Origin of the sequence: Dyadobacter frigoris, from assembly GCF_005280585.1 — a bacterium.
GTDB lineage: Bacteria > Bacteroidota > Bacteroidia > Cytophagales > Spirosomataceae > Dyadobacter > Dyadobacter frigoris.
On the sequence record NZ_SZVO01000011.1, the window covers coordinates 196,461 to 215,720 of the forward strand.

13 protein-coding genes and 1 pseudogene are annotated in these 19,260 nt (G+C 41.5%); 7 read left to right on the forward strand and 7 right to left on the reverse strand.

Going from position 1 to position 19,260, the window contains the following annotated elements; translation table 11 throughout:
- The first annotated feature begins 4 nt into the window (after window positions 1–4).
- Window positions 5–1,390, forward strand: a complete 1,386-nt coding sequence (locus tag FDK13_RS22860) for a DUF3748 domain-containing protein (protein WP_229216175.1) — start codon at window positions 5–7, stop codon at window positions 1,388–1,390.
- Window positions 1,391–1,396: 6 nt separating this feature from the next.
- Here FDK13_RS22860 and FDK13_RS22865 read toward each other — a convergent pair whose 3' ends face one another.
- The 6 genes and pseudogenes from FDK13_RS22865 to uxuA all read right to left on the reverse strand — a co-directional run.
- A complete protein-coding gene (locus FDK13_RS22865) occupies window positions 1,397–1,963 on the reverse strand; it encodes a Uma2 family endonuclease (RefSeq protein ID WP_137342328.1) in 567 nt (188 codons plus the stop codon).
- Between the two features lie 198 nt (window positions 1,964–2,161).
- Entirely contained in the window at window positions 2,162–3,595 is a 1,434-nt protein-coding gene (locus FDK13_RS22870) for a Gfo/Idh/MocA family protein (protein ID WP_137342329.1), read from the reverse strand.
- A gap of 75 nt (window positions 3,596–3,670) precedes the next feature.
- Window positions 3,671–4,510 (reverse strand): ThuA domain-containing protein, encoded by an 840-nt coding sequence (locus FDK13_RS22875; RefSeq protein WP_137342330.1) that lies wholly within the window; start codon window positions 4,508–4,510, stop codon window positions 3,671–3,673.
- A 38-nt stretch (window positions 4,511–4,548) separates the two neighbouring features.
- Window positions 4,549–5,340 carry an SDR family NAD(P)-dependent oxidoreductase gene (locus tag FDK13_RS22880; RefSeq protein ID WP_137342331.1) on the reverse strand — a complete coding sequence of 264 codons (792 nt, stop codon included), beginning with the start codon at window positions 5,338–5,340 and terminating at the stop codon, window positions 4,549–4,551.
- A gap of 58 nt (window positions 5,341–5,398) precedes the next feature.
- Window positions 5,399–7,519 (reverse strand): alpha-glucuronidase family glycosyl hydrolase, encoded by a 2,121-nt coding sequence (locus FDK13_RS36680; RefSeq protein ID WP_229216181.1) that lies wholly within the window; start codon window positions 7,517–7,519, stop codon window positions 5,399–5,401.
- Window positions 7,499–8,689: pseudogene (gene uxuA, locus FDK13_RS36685) on the reverse strand (mannonate dehydratase); the annotation flags it as partial. The gene FDK13_RS36680 and the pseudogene uxuA, both read right to left, overlap by 21 nt.
- Before the next feature lie 136 nt (window positions 8,690–8,825).
- Here uxuA and FDK13_RS22890 point away from each other — a divergent pair.
- From FDK13_RS22890 to FDK13_RS22905, 4 genes are all read left to right on the forward strand, one after another.
- Window positions 8,826–9,851 carry a LacI family DNA-binding transcriptional regulator gene (locus tag FDK13_RS22890; protein ID WP_137342332.1) on the forward strand — a complete coding sequence of 342 codons (1,026 nt, stop codon included), beginning with the start codon at window positions 8,826–8,828 and terminating at the stop codon, window positions 9,849–9,851.
- Window positions 9,852–9,932: 81 nt separating this feature from the next.
- Window positions 9,933–11,609: an N-acyl-D-amino-acid deacylase family protein gene (locus FDK13_RS22895; RefSeq protein WP_137342333.1), complete on the forward strand. Its 1,677-nt coding sequence runs from the start codon at window positions 9,933–9,935 to the stop codon at window positions 11,607–11,609.
- Between the two features lie 70 nt (window positions 11,610–11,679).
- On the forward strand, window positions 11,680–14,490 hold the full coding sequence (locus tag FDK13_RS22900) for a DEAD/DEAH box helicase (protein ID WP_137342334.1): 2,811 nt from the start codon (window positions 11,680–11,682) through the stop codon (window positions 14,488–14,490).
- A complete protein-coding gene (locus FDK13_RS22905) occupies window positions 14,487–16,295 on the forward strand; it encodes a hypothetical protein (RefSeq protein ID WP_137342335.1) in 1,809 nt (602 codons plus the stop codon). The genes FDK13_RS22900 and FDK13_RS22905 overlap by 4 nt, the downstream gene beginning before the upstream one ends.
- A gap of 13 nt (window positions 16,296–16,308) precedes the next feature.
- Here FDK13_RS22905 and FDK13_RS22910 read toward each other — a convergent pair whose 3' ends face one another.
- Window positions 16,309–17,169, reverse strand: a complete 861-nt coding sequence (locus tag FDK13_RS22910) for an AraC family transcriptional regulator (protein WP_137342336.1) — start codon at window positions 17,167–17,169, stop codon at window positions 16,309–16,311.
- A 139-nt stretch (window positions 17,170–17,308) separates the two neighbouring features.
- Between FDK13_RS22910 and FDK13_RS22915 the strand changes: the two genes are divergently transcribed.
- A complete protein-coding gene (locus FDK13_RS22915) occupies window positions 17,309–18,166 on the forward strand; it encodes a sugar phosphate isomerase/epimerase family protein (protein ID WP_137342337.1) in 858 nt (285 codons plus the stop codon).
- Between the two features lie 189 nt (window positions 18,167–18,355).
- The gene (locus tag FDK13_RS22920; RefSeq protein ID WP_137342338.1) at window positions 18,356–19,216 is read left to right on the forward strand and encodes a pirin family protein; all 861 of its coding nucleotides are present in this window, start codon (window positions 18,356–18,358) and stop codon (window positions 19,214–19,216) included.
- Window positions 19,217–19,260 lie beyond the last annotated feature (44 nt).

The following is a 19,260-nucleotide window of genomic DNA, read 5'->3' on the forward strand; positions in this document are numbered from 1 at the left end:
GATTATGAGCACATTATTTTCGTCCGCATTTCTCACGTTAATACTATTATCGATGTCATCCCGCCAACCGGAAAAAGAAACCGAAGAAAAACAGATTACACATGATCTGACCTATAATCACGATCTGGACAATAACGACAATTTTTCTCCTGACGGCCAATGGCTTGTGTATGATACCCGCACGGATGACGGCGGAATTCCGGAATCTCCGCGGATTGAAAAAGTAAATGTAAAAACGGGTGAAGTAAAAGTGCTTTTCAAGGTAGAAAATAATGGAACCTGGGGTCCCGGCGCAGGTGCAGTAAGTTACAGTCCGCAGGAAAATTCGGTTGTTTTTATTCATGGTCTTGAAAATAGCACCAAAGAAAATCCATATCAGCAATGGCGCCGTACCGCTGTGATTATTGAAGATTCAAAACCGAACGTCCCCATATATATGGACGCCCGGGATGTAACATTTCCTTATACCCCGGGTGCTTTACGCGGCGGCACACATCGCCATGAATGGAGCGGAGATGGCCAGTGGATCGGTTTTACTTATAATGATGCGATTTTAAAAGAACTTGAAGATGCAACCGGCGTAAAAAGAAATCTCAGAACGGTTGGTGTTTCAAAAAAAATAAAGGCCGTTCATGTTGACAAAAATGCTGAAAATGTTTCTGGTGGATGGTTCAGCACACTGGTGGTTCGCGTAGTGCCAGAACCTAAACCGGGCAGTGACGAAATTAGTCATGCTGTAAGTGACAGTTGGGTTGGAACAAATGGATATCGCCGTGCCGATGGAAAAATGCAGATAGCAAGAGCATTTTTAGGTACTGTTATTGATAAAAATGGGAAACCCGTACCGGAAGTATTTGTGGTGGACATTCCGGATGATATTACCCAGCCGGGAGAATTTGGCCCGCTGGAAGGAACCGCAACTGATTTCCCTATGCCTCCAAAAGGTACCGTTCAACGAAGACTGACTTTTACGGCTGATACAAAATATCCCGGCTGTTCTGGTGTTGTCCGGTCTTCGCCGGATGGAAATGCTCTTGCTTATTTAGCGAAAGATGAAAAAGGCATAGCACAAATATTTCTATTATCTCCTGCCGGTGGAAAACCTCAGCAATTGACAGAACATGAATCAGATGTCTCAGGTAATTTGCGCTGGCATCCCGATGGAAAACACGTGAGTTACATCTGGAACGGAAGTATTATGTTATGCCAAACAGGAAATACTCCATTCAAAGATCGCTATCAAACCTTAACAGCATCATCAAAACCAGCTCCAACAAATATTGTCTGGGCGCATGACGGAAAAATGTTTGCTTTTAACAGGCCTGTGAAAGATGAAAATGGGAAGGGTACAACTTTACAGGTATTTGTAAAATCGTATACATCAAAATAACGAAAGTCAGGCTTCCTTTTGAAAAGAAACTTTGTTGTACACCTTGCTAAGCGGTAATTCTATGTTGAAATGGTTGAGTTTTATGATGTCATCCATTTTTTCATAAAATTCAACATACCAACGTTCGCCCTCACGTGTATAGATTTCCACAAAACAATTGTTCTGCTCAACGATGATATAATAATGTAATGAACTTATGGATCTATATTCATTAAGCTTTGTGATGCGATCTGTTTTTTCCGTACTTTTTGAGATTACTTCAACAATCAACAGCGGTTCAGTCGCATACTTTTCTTTATTACCATCTTCTTTGAAAATAAAGAAGTCAGGAATACGGAAGATATTTCCTTCGCTAACCTGCAATTTGACAGAATTTTGCATAAAAGCATAAGGCTCATCTTCCAGCAAACTTCCTAAATATCTGTGTATATTTCCAGCGATCCGATTCGCTGTAACCGATTCTCCCGACATCTCTGTAATTTCTCCGTTTACGTATTCGAAACGCCCTTCGTGCGTTTCGCAAAACTTAAAGTACTCTTCCAGGCTGTGAAGTTTTTCGGCTACTGCTTCCATAAGATTTTCATTTTTATCAAAAATACATTTTAAATCTGAAATCTTAAACGATTATTCCTCTTGATTATATTTTAATCAAATGATTCATAGAGTATTATAAATACGAATAAAGATCTCCTTTCGAGAGTATGCAAAAATAAAAATCCGGTAAGCACACCTACCGGATTTTTATCATACCAGAAAATTATTTCCTATTTCTTAACCTTTCACTTTTGTAGTACCATAAGGTCCGCGCTGAGGCCTTGACAAACTTGCGTTGGCTTCTGCATCGTTAATGAAATGCTCTTTTTTAGGATCCCATTGTAGTTTACGTCCAAGTTTCATGGCTGTATGGGCAAGGAGACAAGCAGAGCATGAACGATGTGCGATTTCCGCCGTGCTGATATTTGGCTTACCGCTTTGAATACTTTCCAGCCAGTTTCTGTGCTGCTCAGGACTATCATACAAATGAATCTCGTTTTGCTGAATTACAGATCCCAGGATTTTGCTGTCACTTGCATAAAAGGCTTCGTTTTTTGCACTGGCCTGTGCTGCACCCGGATCAGACGCAGTAACGCCTACATTACCACGTGAAACAAAAATCCAGCCTTCGGTACCTTCAAACTTTACACCGTTTGGGTTACTGCCACCTATTTCCATTTCGACGCCATTGGCATATTTTGCATGGACAAGAAAATCTCCATGCACATCCCACAATCCCGAACCTGCCGCCGGGAACGTTGCTTTTCCTTCAATTTCAATCGGGCCGGTTAATTCGGTATCCATTCCCCAGTGTGCTATATCAATATGATGTGATCCCCAACCGGTGATCATTCCCGCGCCAAATTGTTCGAGACGCAGCCATCCCGGACGGTCATTGATATCTGTCTGCGAATGAACCCGGTCCAGCGTGTAATATATTTCCGGCGTAGAGCCAAGCCACATATCATAATTAAAATTCGAAGGCACGGGCATCTTATCCGTTTTTCCTCCCGCCGGATCTCCGGGAAGTCCGATGTATACTTTTTTCAAAGTACCAATCCGTCCATTACGAACCAGCTCACATGTTCTTTTGAATTGTGGCCACGGACTTGCCGAACGTTGCTGACTGCCAAGCTGGAAAATAACTTTCTTTTTGTGGACCATATCGCTCAGCATTCTACCTTCCTGAATGGTTAGAGATGTTGGTTTTTGCATGTAAATATGCTTCCCGGCAGCAGCAGCCTCCATCGCAGGCTGTGCATGCCAGTGATCCGGTGTACTGATAATAACCGCGTCAATATCTTTCCTGGCAAGAATTTCGTGATAATCATCATAAGTTTTCACGTCCAGGTAATTTGCTTTTCCGGTCCGGTCAGCATATTTTTTTTCTATCCATATTTTCCCTTTTGCCAGGCGGTTTTTATCAAGATCTGCAACTGCGATGACATGCGCTGCTTCATTCTTAATTACTTCCGGTAAATCATGCGAAGAACCGATTCGGCCAAAACCGATTTGTCCTATATTGATTTTATTGCTTGGTGCATTTTTCCCAAATACATTTGACGGAACAATGGTAGGAAATACCGATGCTGCAATAATACCAGCGGTGCCTGTTCCGGCTTTTTTGAGGAATGACCTTCTGCTTTGATTTTTTTCTTCTGAATTTTGCATAGGATTCGGGATTTTTAGGATTCGATAGTCGCCATAGGGCGTTGCCCTATGTTAATATATGACGGCCTTTCAGGTCTATTTTATTCTGATTTCGTCGTTTGGGGTTTTGGCATAGGCGTTGTTGTAGTTCCGTGGTTTTTGCGGTCCGATGGCCCATTCAATTCCACCCAATATATGTTTGCGCAGATCTTCCTTTAAATAATCGCCTTTTTCGTGACCTAAGGAAGTATAAAATGCCCGTCCACCGTCGTAGTTGTGCCACCAAACGGATGGGAATATCGTCCCAAAAGTATCAAGCGCTTTTCCCGCAGGTTTCTGAATGGTGGTATGATCATTCACCGCCAGCACATTAAGATTTACCGCCATTTCTTTCAGGAAGTAAAATTCATCCAGATCCCGGTTCCATTTTTGAGGTAAATGTGCCAGCGAAGGATTTTTTGGATCAAGAACATTGACGGTAAAACTCTGACCGGGTTCATGCCAGAAAAATGTTCCCCCCAATAAATTCTTGAACCATTTCCAGCTTCTTTCCGTACCACAAGCAGAATGTAAACCAACGAAATTGCCACCCGCTTGTATATACCGCATCAGTGCAACACGCTGTGCGTCTGTATCAAAAACATCATTATTTGTATTGGAAAAAACCAAAGCGTCATATTGTTTCAAATTCTCATCCGTGAATTTTGCAGGATCATCCGTGGCATCAACAGCAAAACCATATTGCTTGCCAAGCGACTGAATAGCCTCCACGGAATTGGCAATATTATCATGGATATACCCTTTCCCGTTTTTGGTATAAACCAGGATTTTCACTTTGTTCCACTTTATTTTTTGAGCCTGTAACGGGGCGTAACAAAACGTAAGTGTTATGAGAAGAACAAAGCACACTAACTTTTCGAAAACTGTTTTTTTCATTGCAGGAATTTGATTTTAAGGATTAGGAACGATTACTATTAAAATCCGATTGAGTTACCGCCATCCACAGGAAGCGAAACTCCGGTAATAAATTTGGCTGCGTCCGAGGCTAGAAATACCGTTGCCCAACCGACATCATCCGGTTTGCCCCAGGTCCCCATCGGTGTGCGGTCCATGGCTTTGTCGCGACGAGACGGATCACCGTTCATGGCCGTCAGCATCATAGGTGTTTCTATAAATCCGGGTGCAACGGCATTTATTCTGACGTTATAGGGTGAAAATTCAGTAGTTAGCGCTTTCACCATACCAGCCACAGCTGATTTGGAAGCCGTGTATGCAACCACACGATCGATTCCATAAATGGCGGCCATAGAAGTGATCATAATAATGGAACCTGATTTACGGTTAATCATTCGTTTTCCACATTCACGGGTCATTGAAAAAACAGCGTGTAAATTGGTCTGGATCACTTTGTCAAAATCTTCATCCGTAACTTCCACTGCAAATTTTTTCATATTGATTCCAGCATTATTCACCAGAATATCAATAGGTCCGCATTTGTTTTCGATGGCTTCCACCAAGGCCGGAATCGTAGCCAACTGTGTAATATCATTGACGAAATATTCCGCTTTCGACCCTAGTTTTTCGACCGCTTCCTGTAAAACTTCCTCCCGCCGACCGGTCAATACAACTCTGGCGCCGACCTGAACCATGCAATTAGCAATATAAAATCCGATACCACTTCCTCCACCGGTAATAAGCGCAAGTTTACCTTCCAGAGAAAAAACAGAAGGTTGAAAGGTCTGTTCGTTAAGCGTTGATTCAGGCATTTTATTAAATAATTATTGACAAATTTTGAAACGTAAGAATTGACATGATTACAAAAAATTATCTTAGCTGATAAACATCCGTAATCTTTTTCACCTCTGTTAAAGTCCTTTCCGGTTTTTGGTAAGGTGCAGGAATAGGCAGTTTTGAAAATTCCTGAAAATATAAAACACAGGCATCACGCCACCAGATCGCTTCTCGTTGCTGGGCTAAAAGCCTGCCTGAAACATCTTCGAAAATTTCAGGATCAATTGACGTTTTTACACTTTTCCAGTCGTTTTGCATTTTTTGAACGGATTCGGCGCCAGAATAATATCGGTAGCAAAGTTCGTCCCAAAGTATGCGTCCGGATGACAATTTTTTATTCCAGGCTACATGATGAAACCACAGCAAATAGGGAAGCGGGCAAGTTTCAGGATTCTCCCATTGTTTCTGGACTTCCGGACTGTATTGCGCCAGTGCATTGCTTCCGCTTTTTGTTCTGTCAAAACCAATTCCGTTGGCATCCGCCCGATGATAATAGGTGGCAGTCCAGTCGGGCCTTGCGCTTTTTTCCAGCCATGGATGAGGGCCAAAATGTAACCCTTGTCCCATTAAATGATGCAGGCCGAGAGGCGTCGTGAAATTCACATAATTTTCTCTGGAACCTGTTAACAGATTGGTAATAATCTTAACAGGAACTGCATCTTTTGTCAAAGTCATTTTGATCCATTCATCAGCAATCAATTCGGAAGATAACGTATAATCCCAGGCCAGACGGCCAAAGGCATACCAGTTTGCCTGACTCATAAAATGTCCTGTCCAGTTACGATCAGACCCTGTATTGGCTACACCGGCAATGGCCGTTTTTTGGTAATGATTTATACTTCCATCAACGATTTTTGACACAGTAGAACCTGCTCCGTTTGCATAAGTATCCGCATCCAGACACTCCTTAAAAAGTGGTGCGAGATAAACCAGATTGGTAGAAAACCCCAGATATTCCTGAGTAATCTGAAATTCCATAACCAAAGGTGTTTTGGGCATAGCGCCAAATAATGGGCTGAATGGTTCTCTTGGCTGAAAATCGATCGGACCGTTTTTTACCTGAACAATGGCATTGGATTTAAACTGCCCATCTAACGGTTTGAATTCTTCATATGCTGCCTTGAAACGGTCTCCATTCGCGTCCGCTTTATATACAAATGCCCGCCAGATTACCGTCCCCTGAAAAGGAGCCAAAGCTTCGGCCAGCATATTAGCGCCGTCTGCATGATTCCGTCCATAATCTTGTGGCCCGGGCTCCCCTTCCGAATTTGCTTTTACCAGAAACCCTCCAAAATCAGGAATAGCAGCATAAATTTCTTTTGTTTTATCAATCCACCATTGCCGCACTTTTGGATCAAGCGGATCAGAAGTTGATAATCCGCCCAGTATTTTGGGTGCAGCAAAATTGACAGACATAAAAACCCGGATCCCATAAGGGCGAAAGACATTAGCCAGCGCCTGGACTTTCGGTAAATATTCAGTTGTCAGAAACCGGGCGCTTGCGTTGACATTATTAACTACCGTACAATTGATACCAATGGACGCATTAGCTCTTGCGTAATCCTTATATCTCGGATCCAGTCTTTCCGGTAATTCAAACCATTTCCAAAGCGAGGCTCCGGCATAACCGCGTTCGATAGTACCATTGGGGTTGTCCCAGTGATTGAGCATCCGATACTGAATTTTCGGACTGGAAGTGATATCTGTTTTAGCGAGCGATTGTCCGGTTTGAATATTTCTAAGCAAAGCAAAACTTCCGTAAAGAATTCCGTTATCTGTTTTAGCTGAAACGATAATATTTTTTCCTTGTCTGTAAATGTGATAACCTTCATCGTTGGTTAGCTTTTCAGTGTTATCTTTTTTTAAAATAATACTTCCCAAATTGGTAGTATTAGTATGTTTTAAAGAAATCTCCTTCCCCAAAAGCCCTTTTAACCCCAATTGTAATTCCTCTGTTGCGGACTGAATAACCGGCGATTTTTCTCCTTCGTAAACAATAGAACTTATTGTTGAAGCGTACGTTTTCCGCAATTGCTCATCTTTTAAGAGATCATATTTCAACCATAAGCGATAGCCGTCATCGGCTTTTACCGGTAAAGCAAAAAATGAAAAAAGTAAAAGAAATAGCAGTTGAAGCGATCTTGAAATTCCCATTTCCAGCCCTCTCAGTTCTGCCAAAGCTTTCAGACGACCGATAGCAGAATAACCTGGATATGTTTTTTTATGTAGATCATCCAGCATTTGAAAACCATGATCCGGCCGCATAGGTAATTCAAATTCGGAATACCCGGCAGCTTTTCGTCTGTTTTCTTCTTTTAATAATGCTTTCACAACTGCATACATATCGACATCACCGTTCAGGTGCGGCGCTTCATGGAAATTTCTGGTTCCCTCCTCTCGCTTGGTTGTCCGCAGATGTACAAAATGAACACGGTCACCAAAGCGTTCGATCATTCCTGCCAGATCATTATCTTCTCTTACGCCTAATGAACCGGTGCAAAAAGTAATGCCGTTGGCCCTGACATCGCAAGCCTGCATGAGTTGTTCAAAATCTGATTCCGTGCTAACCACGCGAGGAAGTCCCAAAAGAGAACGCGGCGGATCGTCCGGATGAATGCAAAGATTTATCCCCAATTCCTGCGCCAGCGGTGCAATTTGAGAAACGAAATAATACAGGTTTTTCCTTAACTGGCTATCGTCAATTTCAGCATATTGATCCAATAATGATTGAAAGATATTGAGGTCAAAAGCTTCTTCTGAGCCGGGTAATCCAAGTAAAACCGTATTCGTTAAAACCGAAAGCTGAAAAGAAGACATGCTATGAAATTTGCTTTCTGCAGCAATTCTCGTTTCCGGCTCATAATCTGCTTCTGCATTCGGTCTTTTCAAAATAAACAAATCGAATATGGCGAAATCGACCCAAACAAATCTTAATGTTTTTGACCCTTCCGGCATTTCATAATCCAGCGCAGTCCGCGACCAGTCAAGTACCGGCATGAAATTGTAACAGACCGTTTTAATACCCGTCGCCGCCAGATTTTTCAGTGATTGCTTATAATTTTCAATATATAAATCACGTAAAGGAAGTCCTTTTTTTATATCCTCATGCACGGGCAGGCTTTCAACAACTGACCATTTTAAGGGAAAATATTGATTATTTTTCTCTTCAATAAGACCTTTTCTTTCTTCTATATCTGGTAAAGTCCAGATTTCACCAACAGGAATTTGATGCAGTGCGCTTACAACACCGCTGCAACCCGCCTGCCGGATATCCATCAAAGAAACCGGGTCGTTTGGCCCAAACCAACGCATGGTATGTATCATGAAGAACAGATATAATGTAAATTTAATGGTATAAATATCTGAATATAAATTTGCATTGCAACCGATTGCATTAATTTTTTGTAAAAGATGCTTTTGTTGCTATATTTCAGACAGATTTGAATAACCCTTCTTAAAAATGGAGAAAGAAATTACCATTTATGATATCGCCAAAATACTCGGTCTTTCTCCGGCTACGGTAAGCAGAGCGCTGAATGATCATCCGGCCATAAATAGTAAAACCAAGATTCTGATCAATGAAAAGGCTATTGAAATGGGCTACCAGTCCAATACATTTGCCAGCAATCTACGCCGTCGAAGGACCAATACGCTAGGCGTTATTGTGCCCAGACTGAACAGTAATTTCATGTCGGCCGTGCTTGCAGGAATGGAGGAAGAGGCTAATATATCAGGTTATAATCTTTTGATCAGTCAATCTCTTGAATCAGCTAAAAAGGAGATTTCCAATGCAAAAACGATGTTTAATAGTCGCGTGGATGGGTTGTTGGCATCCGTCGCTTACGATACGGATACTTTTGATCACTTCGAATCTTTTATAAAAAAGGGAATTCCGGTTTTATTTTTTGACAGGATCATTGATCATCCAAAATGCAGTGGCGTCGTTATTGATAATGTGCTGGCAGGATTTACAGCCACTTCTCACCTGATTGAAAAAGGCTGTAAAAGGATTATGCACGTTACCGGAAATTTGAAAAGGAATGTTTATTCAGGCAGACTTAAAGGCTATCAGGATGCACTTTTACAAAATAATTTGACGGCATCGAATGAACTGTTAATGATTACAGATTTAAGCCAGGAAGCAGGAAAATACGTAGCTCAGAAAATAGATGAAATGGAAATCCGGCCCGACGGGATTTTTATTTCCAATGATATTTGTGCTGTGAGTTGTATGAAGGCATTGAAGGAAAAAGGTTACAATATCCCGGACGATATTGCAGTTGTTGGTTTTAACAATGATCCTGTTTCTCAGGTTATAGAACCTAATTTAACGACGGTATATTATCCCGGTCAGGAAATGGGAAAAGTTGCCATAAGAACCATTGTGAATCATTTGAAAGGAATACAATCTATTGATGTTTCGGATAAGATTGTATTGCCGTCTGAGCTGATTATCAGAAAGTCTTCATTAAAAGAGATTGATTAAGCAGAAATTGGTTTGATGCTATTGGGAAGATTTAATTTTTGATTAAATTGATCTAAACCAAGCAAATCTAATCCAACCTTCATGAAACCTCTCTTCCTGACACTCCTGTTCATCCTTTCCATTTTCTCTTGTACCTCCAAAACAAAATACGAAACCATTATCCGCAACGGAACGATCTACGATGGAAATGGAGAAAAACCTTTTACTGCAGACATTGCTATCAACGGCGATACGATCGCTTTTATGGGTGACCTGAAAAATGAAACTGCTAAAAATGAGATAGATGCAAAGGGACAAGCAATAACACCAGGTTTTATCAATATGCTAAGCTGGGCAACAGAATCTTTGATTCAGGATGGCCGAAGCCAAAGTGATATCAGACAAGGTGTGACGCTGGAAGTAATGGGAGAAGGGACAAGCATGGGACCGCTGAATCCGAAAATGAAATCTGAATTACAAAAAGGGCAAAGTGATATCAAGTACAAAATCGATTGGAATACACTAGGAGAATATCTCAATTTTCTTGAAAAGAAAGGAATAAGCTGTAATGTGGCCTCATTTATTGGAGCCGGCACGGTCAGGACTTATGTTGTTGGCGAGGATAACCGCAAAGCCACACCTGCCGAGCTTGACAGTATGCAATTGCTGGTAAAAAAAGCGATGGAAGAAGGTGCCATGGGTGTAGGTTCTTCTTTAATTTATCCACCTGATTTTTTCGCAGGTACGCAGGAATTGATCACTTTATGCAAAGAAGCCTCAAAACATGGCGGGATGTATATTTCGCATATGCGCAGTGAGGGAAATAAACTGGACGAAGCTGTTGAAGAATTGATTACAATCTCAAAAGAAGCCAATATCCCGGCAGAAATTTATCACCTCAAAGCAGCCGGAAAAGACAATTGGAAAAAGATGGATGGTGTGATCAAGCGGATTGAAAAAGCAAGAGCAGAAGGTTTGCACATTACCGCTGACATGTACACGTACCTCGCTGGCGCCACGGGACTTACTGCATCATTTCCTCCTTCTTTGCAGGATGGTGGTTTTGGTAAATTATGGCTGCGTTTGCAGGATCCTGTCATCAGAGCCAAAATGGCGAAAGCAATGAAAACAAATCCTTCTGACTGGGAAAATCTTTATTACGGTGCGGGATCGGCTGAAAAGGTATTGTTGCTTGGTTTTAAGCAGGATTCTTTGAAAAAATATACCGGGAAAACTTTGGCAGAAGTTGCCAAAATAAAAGGTAAATCTCCTGAAGAAACGGCCATGGATCTTATCGTTCAGGATAGCACAAGGATTGGTGCCGCCTATTTTTTAATGAATGAGGAAAATGTAAAAAAACAGGTGGCATTGCCTTGGGTAAGTTTTGGATCTGACGAAGGAAGTTATACGCCTGAAGGTGTTTTTCTTAAATCTCAGCCTCATCCAAGAGCTTATGGGAATTTCATCCGTGTAATAGGCCAATATTCGAGGGACGAGAAGTTATTAACTTTGGAAAAAGCAATTTATAAGTTGGCAAAATTGCCAGCGACAAACTTAAAGCTCAAAAAACGTGGCGAACTAAAAGTTGGTTATTATGCTGACATAGTAATTTTTGATCCGGCCAAAGTAAAAGATTTGGCTACGTACGACAAACCTCAACAATTTGCTAGCGGTATTTCTGATGTTTTTGTAAATGGTGTTGCGGTTTTAAAAAATGGTGAACATACAGGCGCTACACCAGGGAGATTTGTAAAAGGGCCGGGATATGTTCAAAAATAATAGGATAACGCGAATCTTGCATAACCAAGCTCTTTTCCCTTATTTTGATCTTTATTAGAACCTCATCAAGATGTCTATTTTCGAGCAATTAAGGCGAAATAAATCTTTTACCGAATATAAAGAAATATCCTCAAAGAAAGATAACGGACTTTTTTTTCTTCTTAAGTTTGACACACAGGGCGCGTTTATTGAAACCGTTGACAAAATGGGTAAAAACGCAACCTTTGATTACCGCCAGTATAGCGGCGTGTTGCGGAGTATAGCCAAAACGATCCACATGATCAGGGACCGCAGCCATTTCACGATTGACTGGGAAAACCCTGAAAGCAGGTTATACCTGCATGAACATCCATACCTGATCCCACAATTACTTGAAAGCGGTATTTTTATCAATCCTGACGATGAAGTAATTAAAGCCGGAGCCGGAACAGCCCAGCTACGCTTAACACTCAACAAAATAAGTGAGAAGTCGTTGTCGTCTCAACTTGCGTTGACAACCCCTGATGCCGAATATACCGGGTTCCAGTTTATCAATGAAGAACATGTGTGGCTGGCTGGCAGTAATGTTGTGCTGGAAACGCAGCCTGTGGGCGCGCTCTTCCATTCTTTGGAAAACTTTAATCTCAAAAACTTACCGCTTGCCGATTTACAGAAGTTCCTTTCGCTGTTTTTCTCGTACCTCGACAACGTAACGCTGTCATACGAAAATTATATCGTGCAGAGAGATACCGAACCAATAAAATCAAGACCGGCACTTATTTTTGAAAAAGTAGATGCCGACAATTCACTTTACTTACGCATCGGGCAACTTATGCCCAATACCGATGTTGATTTCCTGGACGAATACGACTTGTTCCGTTTTGCGGTGATCAACGAAATGGAAGAAACCATTACCGTACGCCCGATAGAGCAGGTACATGTTGAGCAACATGTTTCTTTCATTGAAAAAACCCTGAGTAAACATGCAGAAAAGGGCAAGAAAAAAGGATCCGGTGGAATTATCCAGGAGGAAAATCTCCTGATCATTCCTGAAAACATCGCCTCGGAATTTATATACCGGGATATTCCTTCCCTGATCGGAGACTATGCACTGGTAGGCAGTGAAAAGCTAAAATCTTACAAAATCAATGTAAACCCGCCGAAGCTGAATGTCCAGGTGGGCCACGGAATTGACTTTCTTGAAGGAAAAGCGACACTTGAATTTGGCGACCAAAAGATTTCTCTTTTCGATGCGATTAACCAGTTCAACAAAAACCGCTATATTATTCTTGCCGATGGCAGCCAGGCACTCGTGAATGAGCAGTATATGCAGAAACTCCAGCGCCTTTTCAAAAAGAAAAAAGATAAGGACAAAATCGAAATTTCTTTTTTTGATCTTCCGCTGGTTGAAGAACTGATCGAAGAACGTGCAGCAAAAGAGCAATTCAGCAAAGCAAGAAACATATTTGAAGGGTTTAACCTGATCGCCGATAAAAAGATAAAACTGCCGGAAATAAACGCAAAGCTACGTCCCTATCAGGAACAGGGCTACAAATGGCTGCTATATCTGCACCAGAACAAACTTGGCGGCTGCCTGGCCGACGACATGGGGCTGGGCAAAACCCTGCAAACGATCACGCTGTTGGCAGAGGTGTACGCAAAGGATAAAACCGGATTACCTTCGATTATCGCCATGCCAAAATCATTGCTTTTCAACTGGGAAAATGAGCTGAAAAAGTTTGCGCCACAGCTCACTTTTTACACCTGGTACGGTACTAACCGCGATAAAGAAGAAGTCCAAAAAGTTAATATCATCCTGACCACCTATGCCATGGTACGAAATGATATTGAATTTTGGAAGGATGAAAAATTCCTTTACGCGATCCTGGACGAATCGCAGGCTGTAAAAAACCTGAACAGCCAGTTACACAAAGCGGTATTGCTTCTCAATGCATCTTACCGGCTGGCATTGAGCGGTACGCCCGTCGAAAATAATCTTTCCGAGCTTTATGCATTATTCCGTTTTCTAAACCCGGCCATGTTTGGAAGCGCCGAGGGATTCAACCAGTATTACCTGACGCCGATTCAAAAGTATGATGATAAGGACGCAACGATAGAATTAAAAAAGAAGATTTATCCTTTTATTTTAAGGCGATTAAAAAAGGATGTACTCAAAGAGTTGCCTGATAAAATCGAGCAAACTTTGTTTGTTGAAATGAGCCCTGAACAGGCCAGATATTACGAACAGCGACGGCTATACTACAAAGATGCCATTGAGCAGCAAGTTGCGATGAAAGGTATTCAGCAATCCCAGTTTTTTGTTTTCCAGGCGATGAATGAACTGCGCCAGATCGCGTCGATCCCCGGAGCTCAAACGGACGGGAAAATCGATTCACCTAAGACAGAACTTCTTATTGAGCAGCTGGAAGATGCCATTGCCAACAAACATAAGGTACTTGTTTTTGCCAATTACCTGGCCGCTGTTGAAGATATTGGCGAAGAACTCAACAAAAGAGGTATTGATTTTGTGACCATGACCGGAAGTACCAGAAACCGGCAGCAACTCGTGGACCGTTTTCAAAACGACCCGGATTGTAAAGTTTTTGTATTGACTTTAAAAACAGGAGGCACCGGGCTGAACCTCACCGCTGCGGATATGGTATTTATTTTTGACCCTTGGTGGAACAAATCGGCAGAAAACCAGGCCATTGACCGTGCACACCGGATTGGCCAAAATAAAAAGGTAATGAGCTACAAACTGATCACACTGGGTACCATTGAAGAAAAAATATTGAAACTTCAGGAAGTAAAAAGCGCATTACTGGATTCTATTATTTCCAGTGATAGTGCTTCTGTGAAAAGTCTGAGTGAGGATGATATTGAATTTATTTTAGGAAAATGATGACGACGCAAGAATCTCAGGCCCTTCGCGCCGAGCTCATGAAGAATAATAAAGATTTCATTATGAAGTTTTTTTATTCACCAATCCAGAAATTTCTAATCCGGAATTATACTGAATTTGAAAGCCGGATTCTCAGTTACAGTAAAATTGATATCCGGAAAATAACAACAAAAGAGGAAATAACAGACCTTGTATGTCTGTGGTACAATGACGAAGAGATCGTTTCCGGATACCTGGCGGATTTACCTGAAACTGACAGGGCTGTCCTGAGCCAGGCGACCTGGAAGCAAGCACTGGACCGGAAAGAACTGGAAGAAATTTTCGTAAAAACACCACTCCTACATTTAGCAAAACTATGGAGCAACTATCTGGTGGTTCAGTTAACACCTGAAATTAAGGCCCGCTGGGGAGAGTACATCACGCTTTATGAGCCAAGCGGATATTATGAAGACAGACAGCGAGAATTACGTGATACGGGCGTTTCGCTGTCACTGCCGCTCGAACTTCGCAAATTACTTGCTATACATCTTCCAAAACCAGAAGGTTATCATATCAAACCTGTCCCTGAGCCCGGTAAACATTTTGTTACCTACCTGACTGAAAGTATCATTACTGCCGAACTGCCACGAATCATTTCCTATCACAGCCAGGGAAATATCAAATACTCACAAAAGGGAAATCCGAATGTGGCATCTGCAAAAAAAATGTCGCGCTCGCTGAAACTGGCAACATTTGGTCCGGAAGATGACACGCCGGTAAGATCGCTGCTCATCGCTGGTTTGCTATCAGATGACTTCAAAATGAAGACAATTTCCCAGTCTTCTCATGAAACTATCAAAACATTATTCGCCAGAGACTTTAACAGAAAACAGGCAGCTCCATACATGCTGACGCATCTGAAAGGGTTAAATTATTTTCAGATAAGTGAATACAGGCCAAATACCACTGCAACGATCATCGAAATATTTCGTAAGCTAGTTCCGGGGCAATGGATAACTTTTGATAATCTGAAAAGTTTTATCAGTAGCCGGTTTATCAATATATCTCCCCTGCTCGACTGGCAGATCCGAGACAGGATTGATGCCGAATATGCGATAATCTCCAATGATGGTTCGCTAGTGCAAAGGACGATTTCTGTAAATTCCGGCAATGCGCAGCCATTTGTAATATTGCCATACCTTGCCGCTCATGTTTATTTATTGGCGTCCTTCGGTCTTATGGACATTGCGCTGGATCCCGCCCTTCCTAATCTGCAATCGACATATCAGAATCTTTTTGCATTCAGGATTACTGCGCTGGGGGCTTATGTGCTTGGATTGAGCAGACAATACACGCCCGTTGCAACTGACTTTCAAACGACGCTATCGTTCGATGAAAACAGTACCTTCATTCGTGTTGAAGGTGATACTGTCCTGGCAGAGATAATGTTAAACAATTACGCGACCAAAGTCAGTGAAAACCGATATCAGTTCAGCCCCGGAAAGTTTTTGAAAGAGTGTAAGTCAACCAGGGATATCCAGAATAAAATCATATTGTTTAAACAAACTATCGGACAAAAACTGCCTGTATTTTGGGAAAACTATTTACAGGAACTTGTCTCAAACAGTAAAAGTATCAACAGCCAATCGGAAATTCAGGTCTTTACGATTCCGCCCGACAATAAAGCCTTGCAGCGCATGATTGTTCAGGACGAGATATTGCGAAAACTTGTGGTCAAGGCAGAACAATATCATATATTAATTGAAAATTCTAAACTGACCGCTTTTACCAGCCGTATGAAGGAATTGGGATATGTTCTAAACTAAATCCTGAAAACTACTAATAATTTCCCTTATATTCTCTTGGGGTGTGGCCGATGTATCTTTTAAAATTCCGGTTAAAATTTGATAGAGAATCAAAACCACTGTCATAGGCGATTTGCGCGATTGTCCATTGATCCTCCAGAAGCAATTTGCAGGCGTGGCCGATTCTTATTTCGTTTACAAAATCAATAAATGTTTTGTTGGAACGAGCTTTGAAATACCGGCAAAATGCAGCTTCGCTCATACCCGCCAACGACGCAACATCACCCAGCCTGATTTCCTGGGAAAAATGCTGAAGAACATAATTATGCACCTTTTGCATTCTTTCTGTTTCTGAAACTTTGTAGGTATTAACGTAGCCGTAACTGGCTATCGGCGTGCCCCCATCTTCATGTGCCAGTTTATCCAGCAAAGTTAGAAGCCTTAATATTCCTGAAAATCCTTCGGCACTTCTTAATTCCAAAAGTTCCTGACAAATGTGATCGCGCAACATTCCTTTGTAAGCAATTCCCCGCTTTGAATCGATCAGTAGCTGCTTTAAAGCAAGCATTTCTGATTTTTCGAAAAATTCCTTTCCTAAGAAATCTTCCTGAAAATAAAGTACGATACCATGTGTCGACAACTCAGCATTTCCACCAAAATAGGCCGGATCGCTTCTCCATAAATGCGGAATATCAGGTCCGAGAAAAACAGTATCACCCGGCTCAAAAGTATGAATTGAATCTCCGATCAAACGTTTTCCTGTTCCTTCCAAAACCGTGAAAAGCTGATAATGCGGATGAAAATGCCAGTTTGGATCAAAATGTGGCTCTTTTAATTCTTGCACCGTCACCAGGCGTACCTGGCTTTCAATATTTTTATGGATCGGAGCTTTCATAGTAAAACGACTTATCTGAATTTTGCCAAAATTAGCAAACATATTTAAACAAAAGTCAAAATACAGCTAGTACTAATCAAATGATGAAAAGTATTTAGTATTTTGTTGTTGTAAAATTGTATTAAAAAAAATACTCCGCATGAAATACAGCATGAATCTTCTCCTCTGGGGAAATCAAATTGACGACTCACTTTTCCCTACCCTTGAACTAATAAAAGAAATTGGATTTGACGGGGTTGAAGTACCTATATTCAATACCAATCCCGAACACTGGTTTAAATTTCGCAAAAAACTGGACGACCTGGGACTTGCTTGTGAAACCGATACAATTTGCGGTCCGGATAATCATTTGATAAGCGCAGATCCCGCAATGCGCAAATCAACTTTGGAGCATTTGAAACGTGTTATTGACTGTTCGCTGGTTTTGGGTGCAACTAAATTAATGGGACCATATCATTCGGCATTAGGTGTTTTCACCGGACAGCCTGCTACTCAGGATGAATGGAAATGGGGCGTTGACAGTATTCGTGAACTGGCTGATTATGCCGGAGAACTCGATATCACTTTGGGTCTTGAATATCTGAACCGCTTCGAATTATATCTCACAAGCTGCGGAGACGAATTAATCCGTTTTGTTGACGAAGTCAATCATCCAAATTGCAAGATAATGTTTGATACTTTTCACGCAAATATTGAGGAGAAAAATATCGGCGATACGATGCGGAAAATGGGCGACAGGATTTCTTTCATCCAGCTATCTGAAAATGACAGATCGACGCCAGGAAAAGGTAATGTAGATTGGGATGGAATTTTTGATGCGATTCGCGATCTGAAATATGATGGCTGGATTAGTATAGAAGCTTTCAGTCCGAAATTGCCCGTTGCTAATATCTGGCGAAAAATGTTTGAATCGGAAGAACAACTGATGCGTGATGGTTTTTCTTTTATCAAATCAAATATTGAAAATCTGCAAGTTCCAAAATTAATTTCTCTTTAAGATTGGCAGTTTTCAATACCGGTCGGGCGGCCAAAAAGCCTTCCGACCGGGCCACCCGTCCGACGGCTTTTTCTGCCGTCGGACGGGTAAACAAAATTCCTTATCATCCCCAAAAAAGCTAGTCTACTTTTCTACCAAACTTTTCTTCTCAAAAATGCATTACTAAAATACATTTCCAGAAGAATACATATGAAAAAGATTATAGCAAAATATAAAGCCGGTTATACAGATATGGGTGGTTTGGACACCTACCGCGTGATGCCTTCACAGGAAGTAGCGATCGATGCGCTGGAACCATTTCTTTTCCTGAACCATCACGGGCCACAGATTTATCCGGCAAATAACCGTGGATTGCCCTTCGGCCCACATCCGCACAAAGGTTTTGAAACAGTAACTTTTATCGTTGACGGCGATATTGTGCATACCGACAACACAGGTTATAACAGTAAAATTGAAGCGGGCGGAATTCAATGGATGACGGCCGGAAAAGGGATAATTCATTCCGAAAATTCATCCAAAGAATTCTTGAAAAATGGCGGCAATGTTGAGATTTTGCAGCTTTGGGTTAATCTGCCTGCGAAATTTAAAAATGTTGATCCAGCCTATATTGGTCTGCAAAAAGATGAAATTCCACATCTGATTTTGGATGATGGAAAAGTTATAATCGACGCCATTTCCGGAAATTGGGAAGGAGAAAAAGCTGCGATCCAGTCATTAGCCGATATTCATCTGGCTACAATATCTTTTGAAAAAGAAGGAAAATATTCCATCACAATTCCCGAAGGAAGAACAGTTTTATTTTATTTGATCAGCGGTCAACTAATTGTGAATGGCGAAAAAATTGACAAACTGAATCTGGTTGAATTTGATGATAACGAAGGAACTATTCAAATTGAAGCAACTGAAAAAAGCCTGTTACTAATTGGCCATGCATTGCCAAACAATGAACCCGTTGTAGCACAGGGTCCGTTTGTGATGAATACCCGATTAGAAATCCAGGAGGCTTATGCTGATTATCAGGAAGGGAAATTTGGTAAGTGGAAACATTAAAATACAAAAACCGGCTTCGATAATTTCGGAGCCGGTTTTAATTC

Excerpts from the sequence above, each read along its gene's own strand:
- FDK13_RS22865 (WP_137342328.1), bottom strand. The coding sequence starts at position 1,963 with ATGGAAGCAGTAGCCGAAAAACTTCACAGCCTGGAAGAGTACTTTAAG.
- FDK13_RS22870 (WP_137342329.1), bottom strand. The coding sequence starts at position 3,595 with ATGCAAAATTCAGAAGAAAAAAATCAAAGCAGAAGGTCATTCCTCAAA.
- FDK13_RS22920 (WP_137342338.1), top strand. The coding sequence starts at position 18,356 with ATGAAAAAGATTATAGCAAAATATAAAGCCGGTTATACAGATATGGGT.
- FDK13_RS22895 (WP_137342333.1), top strand. The coding sequence starts at position 9,933 with ATGAAACCTCTCTTCCTGACACTCCTGTTCATCCTTTCCATTTTCTCT.
- FDK13_RS22905 (WP_137342335.1), top strand. The coding sequence starts at position 14,487 with ATGATGACGACGCAAGAATCTCAGGCCCTTCGCGCCGAGCTCATGAAG.
- FDK13_RS22910 (WP_137342336.1), bottom strand. The coding sequence starts at position 17,169 with ATGAAAGCTCCGATCCATAAAAATATTGAAAGCCAGGTACGCCTGGTG.
- FDK13_RS36680 (WP_229216181.1), bottom strand. The coding sequence starts at position 7,519 with ATGGGAATTTCAAGATCGCTTCAACTGCTATTTCTTTTACTTTTTTCA.
- FDK13_RS22860 (WP_229216175.1), top strand. The coding sequence starts at position 5 with ATGAGCACATTATTTTCGTCCGCATTTCTCACGTTAATACTATTATCG.
- FDK13_RS22915 (WP_137342337.1), top strand. The coding sequence starts at position 17,309 with ATGAAATACAGCATGAATCTTCTCCTCTGGGGAAATCAAATTGACGAC.
- FDK13_RS22900 (WP_137342334.1), top strand. The coding sequence starts at position 11,680 with ATGTCTATTTTCGAGCAATTAAGGCGAAATAAATCTTTTACCGAATAT.
- FDK13_RS22875 (WP_137342330.1), bottom strand. The coding sequence starts at position 4,510 with ATGAAAAAAACAGTTTTCGAAAAGTTAGTGTGCTTTGTTCTTCTCATA.
- FDK13_RS22890 (WP_137342332.1), top strand. The coding sequence starts at position 8,826 with ATGGAGAAAGAAATTACCATTTATGATATCGCCAAAATACTCGGTCTT.
- FDK13_RS22880 (WP_137342331.1), bottom strand. The coding sequence starts at position 5,340 with ATGCCTGAATCAACGCTTAACGAACAGACCTTTCAACCTTCTGTTTTT.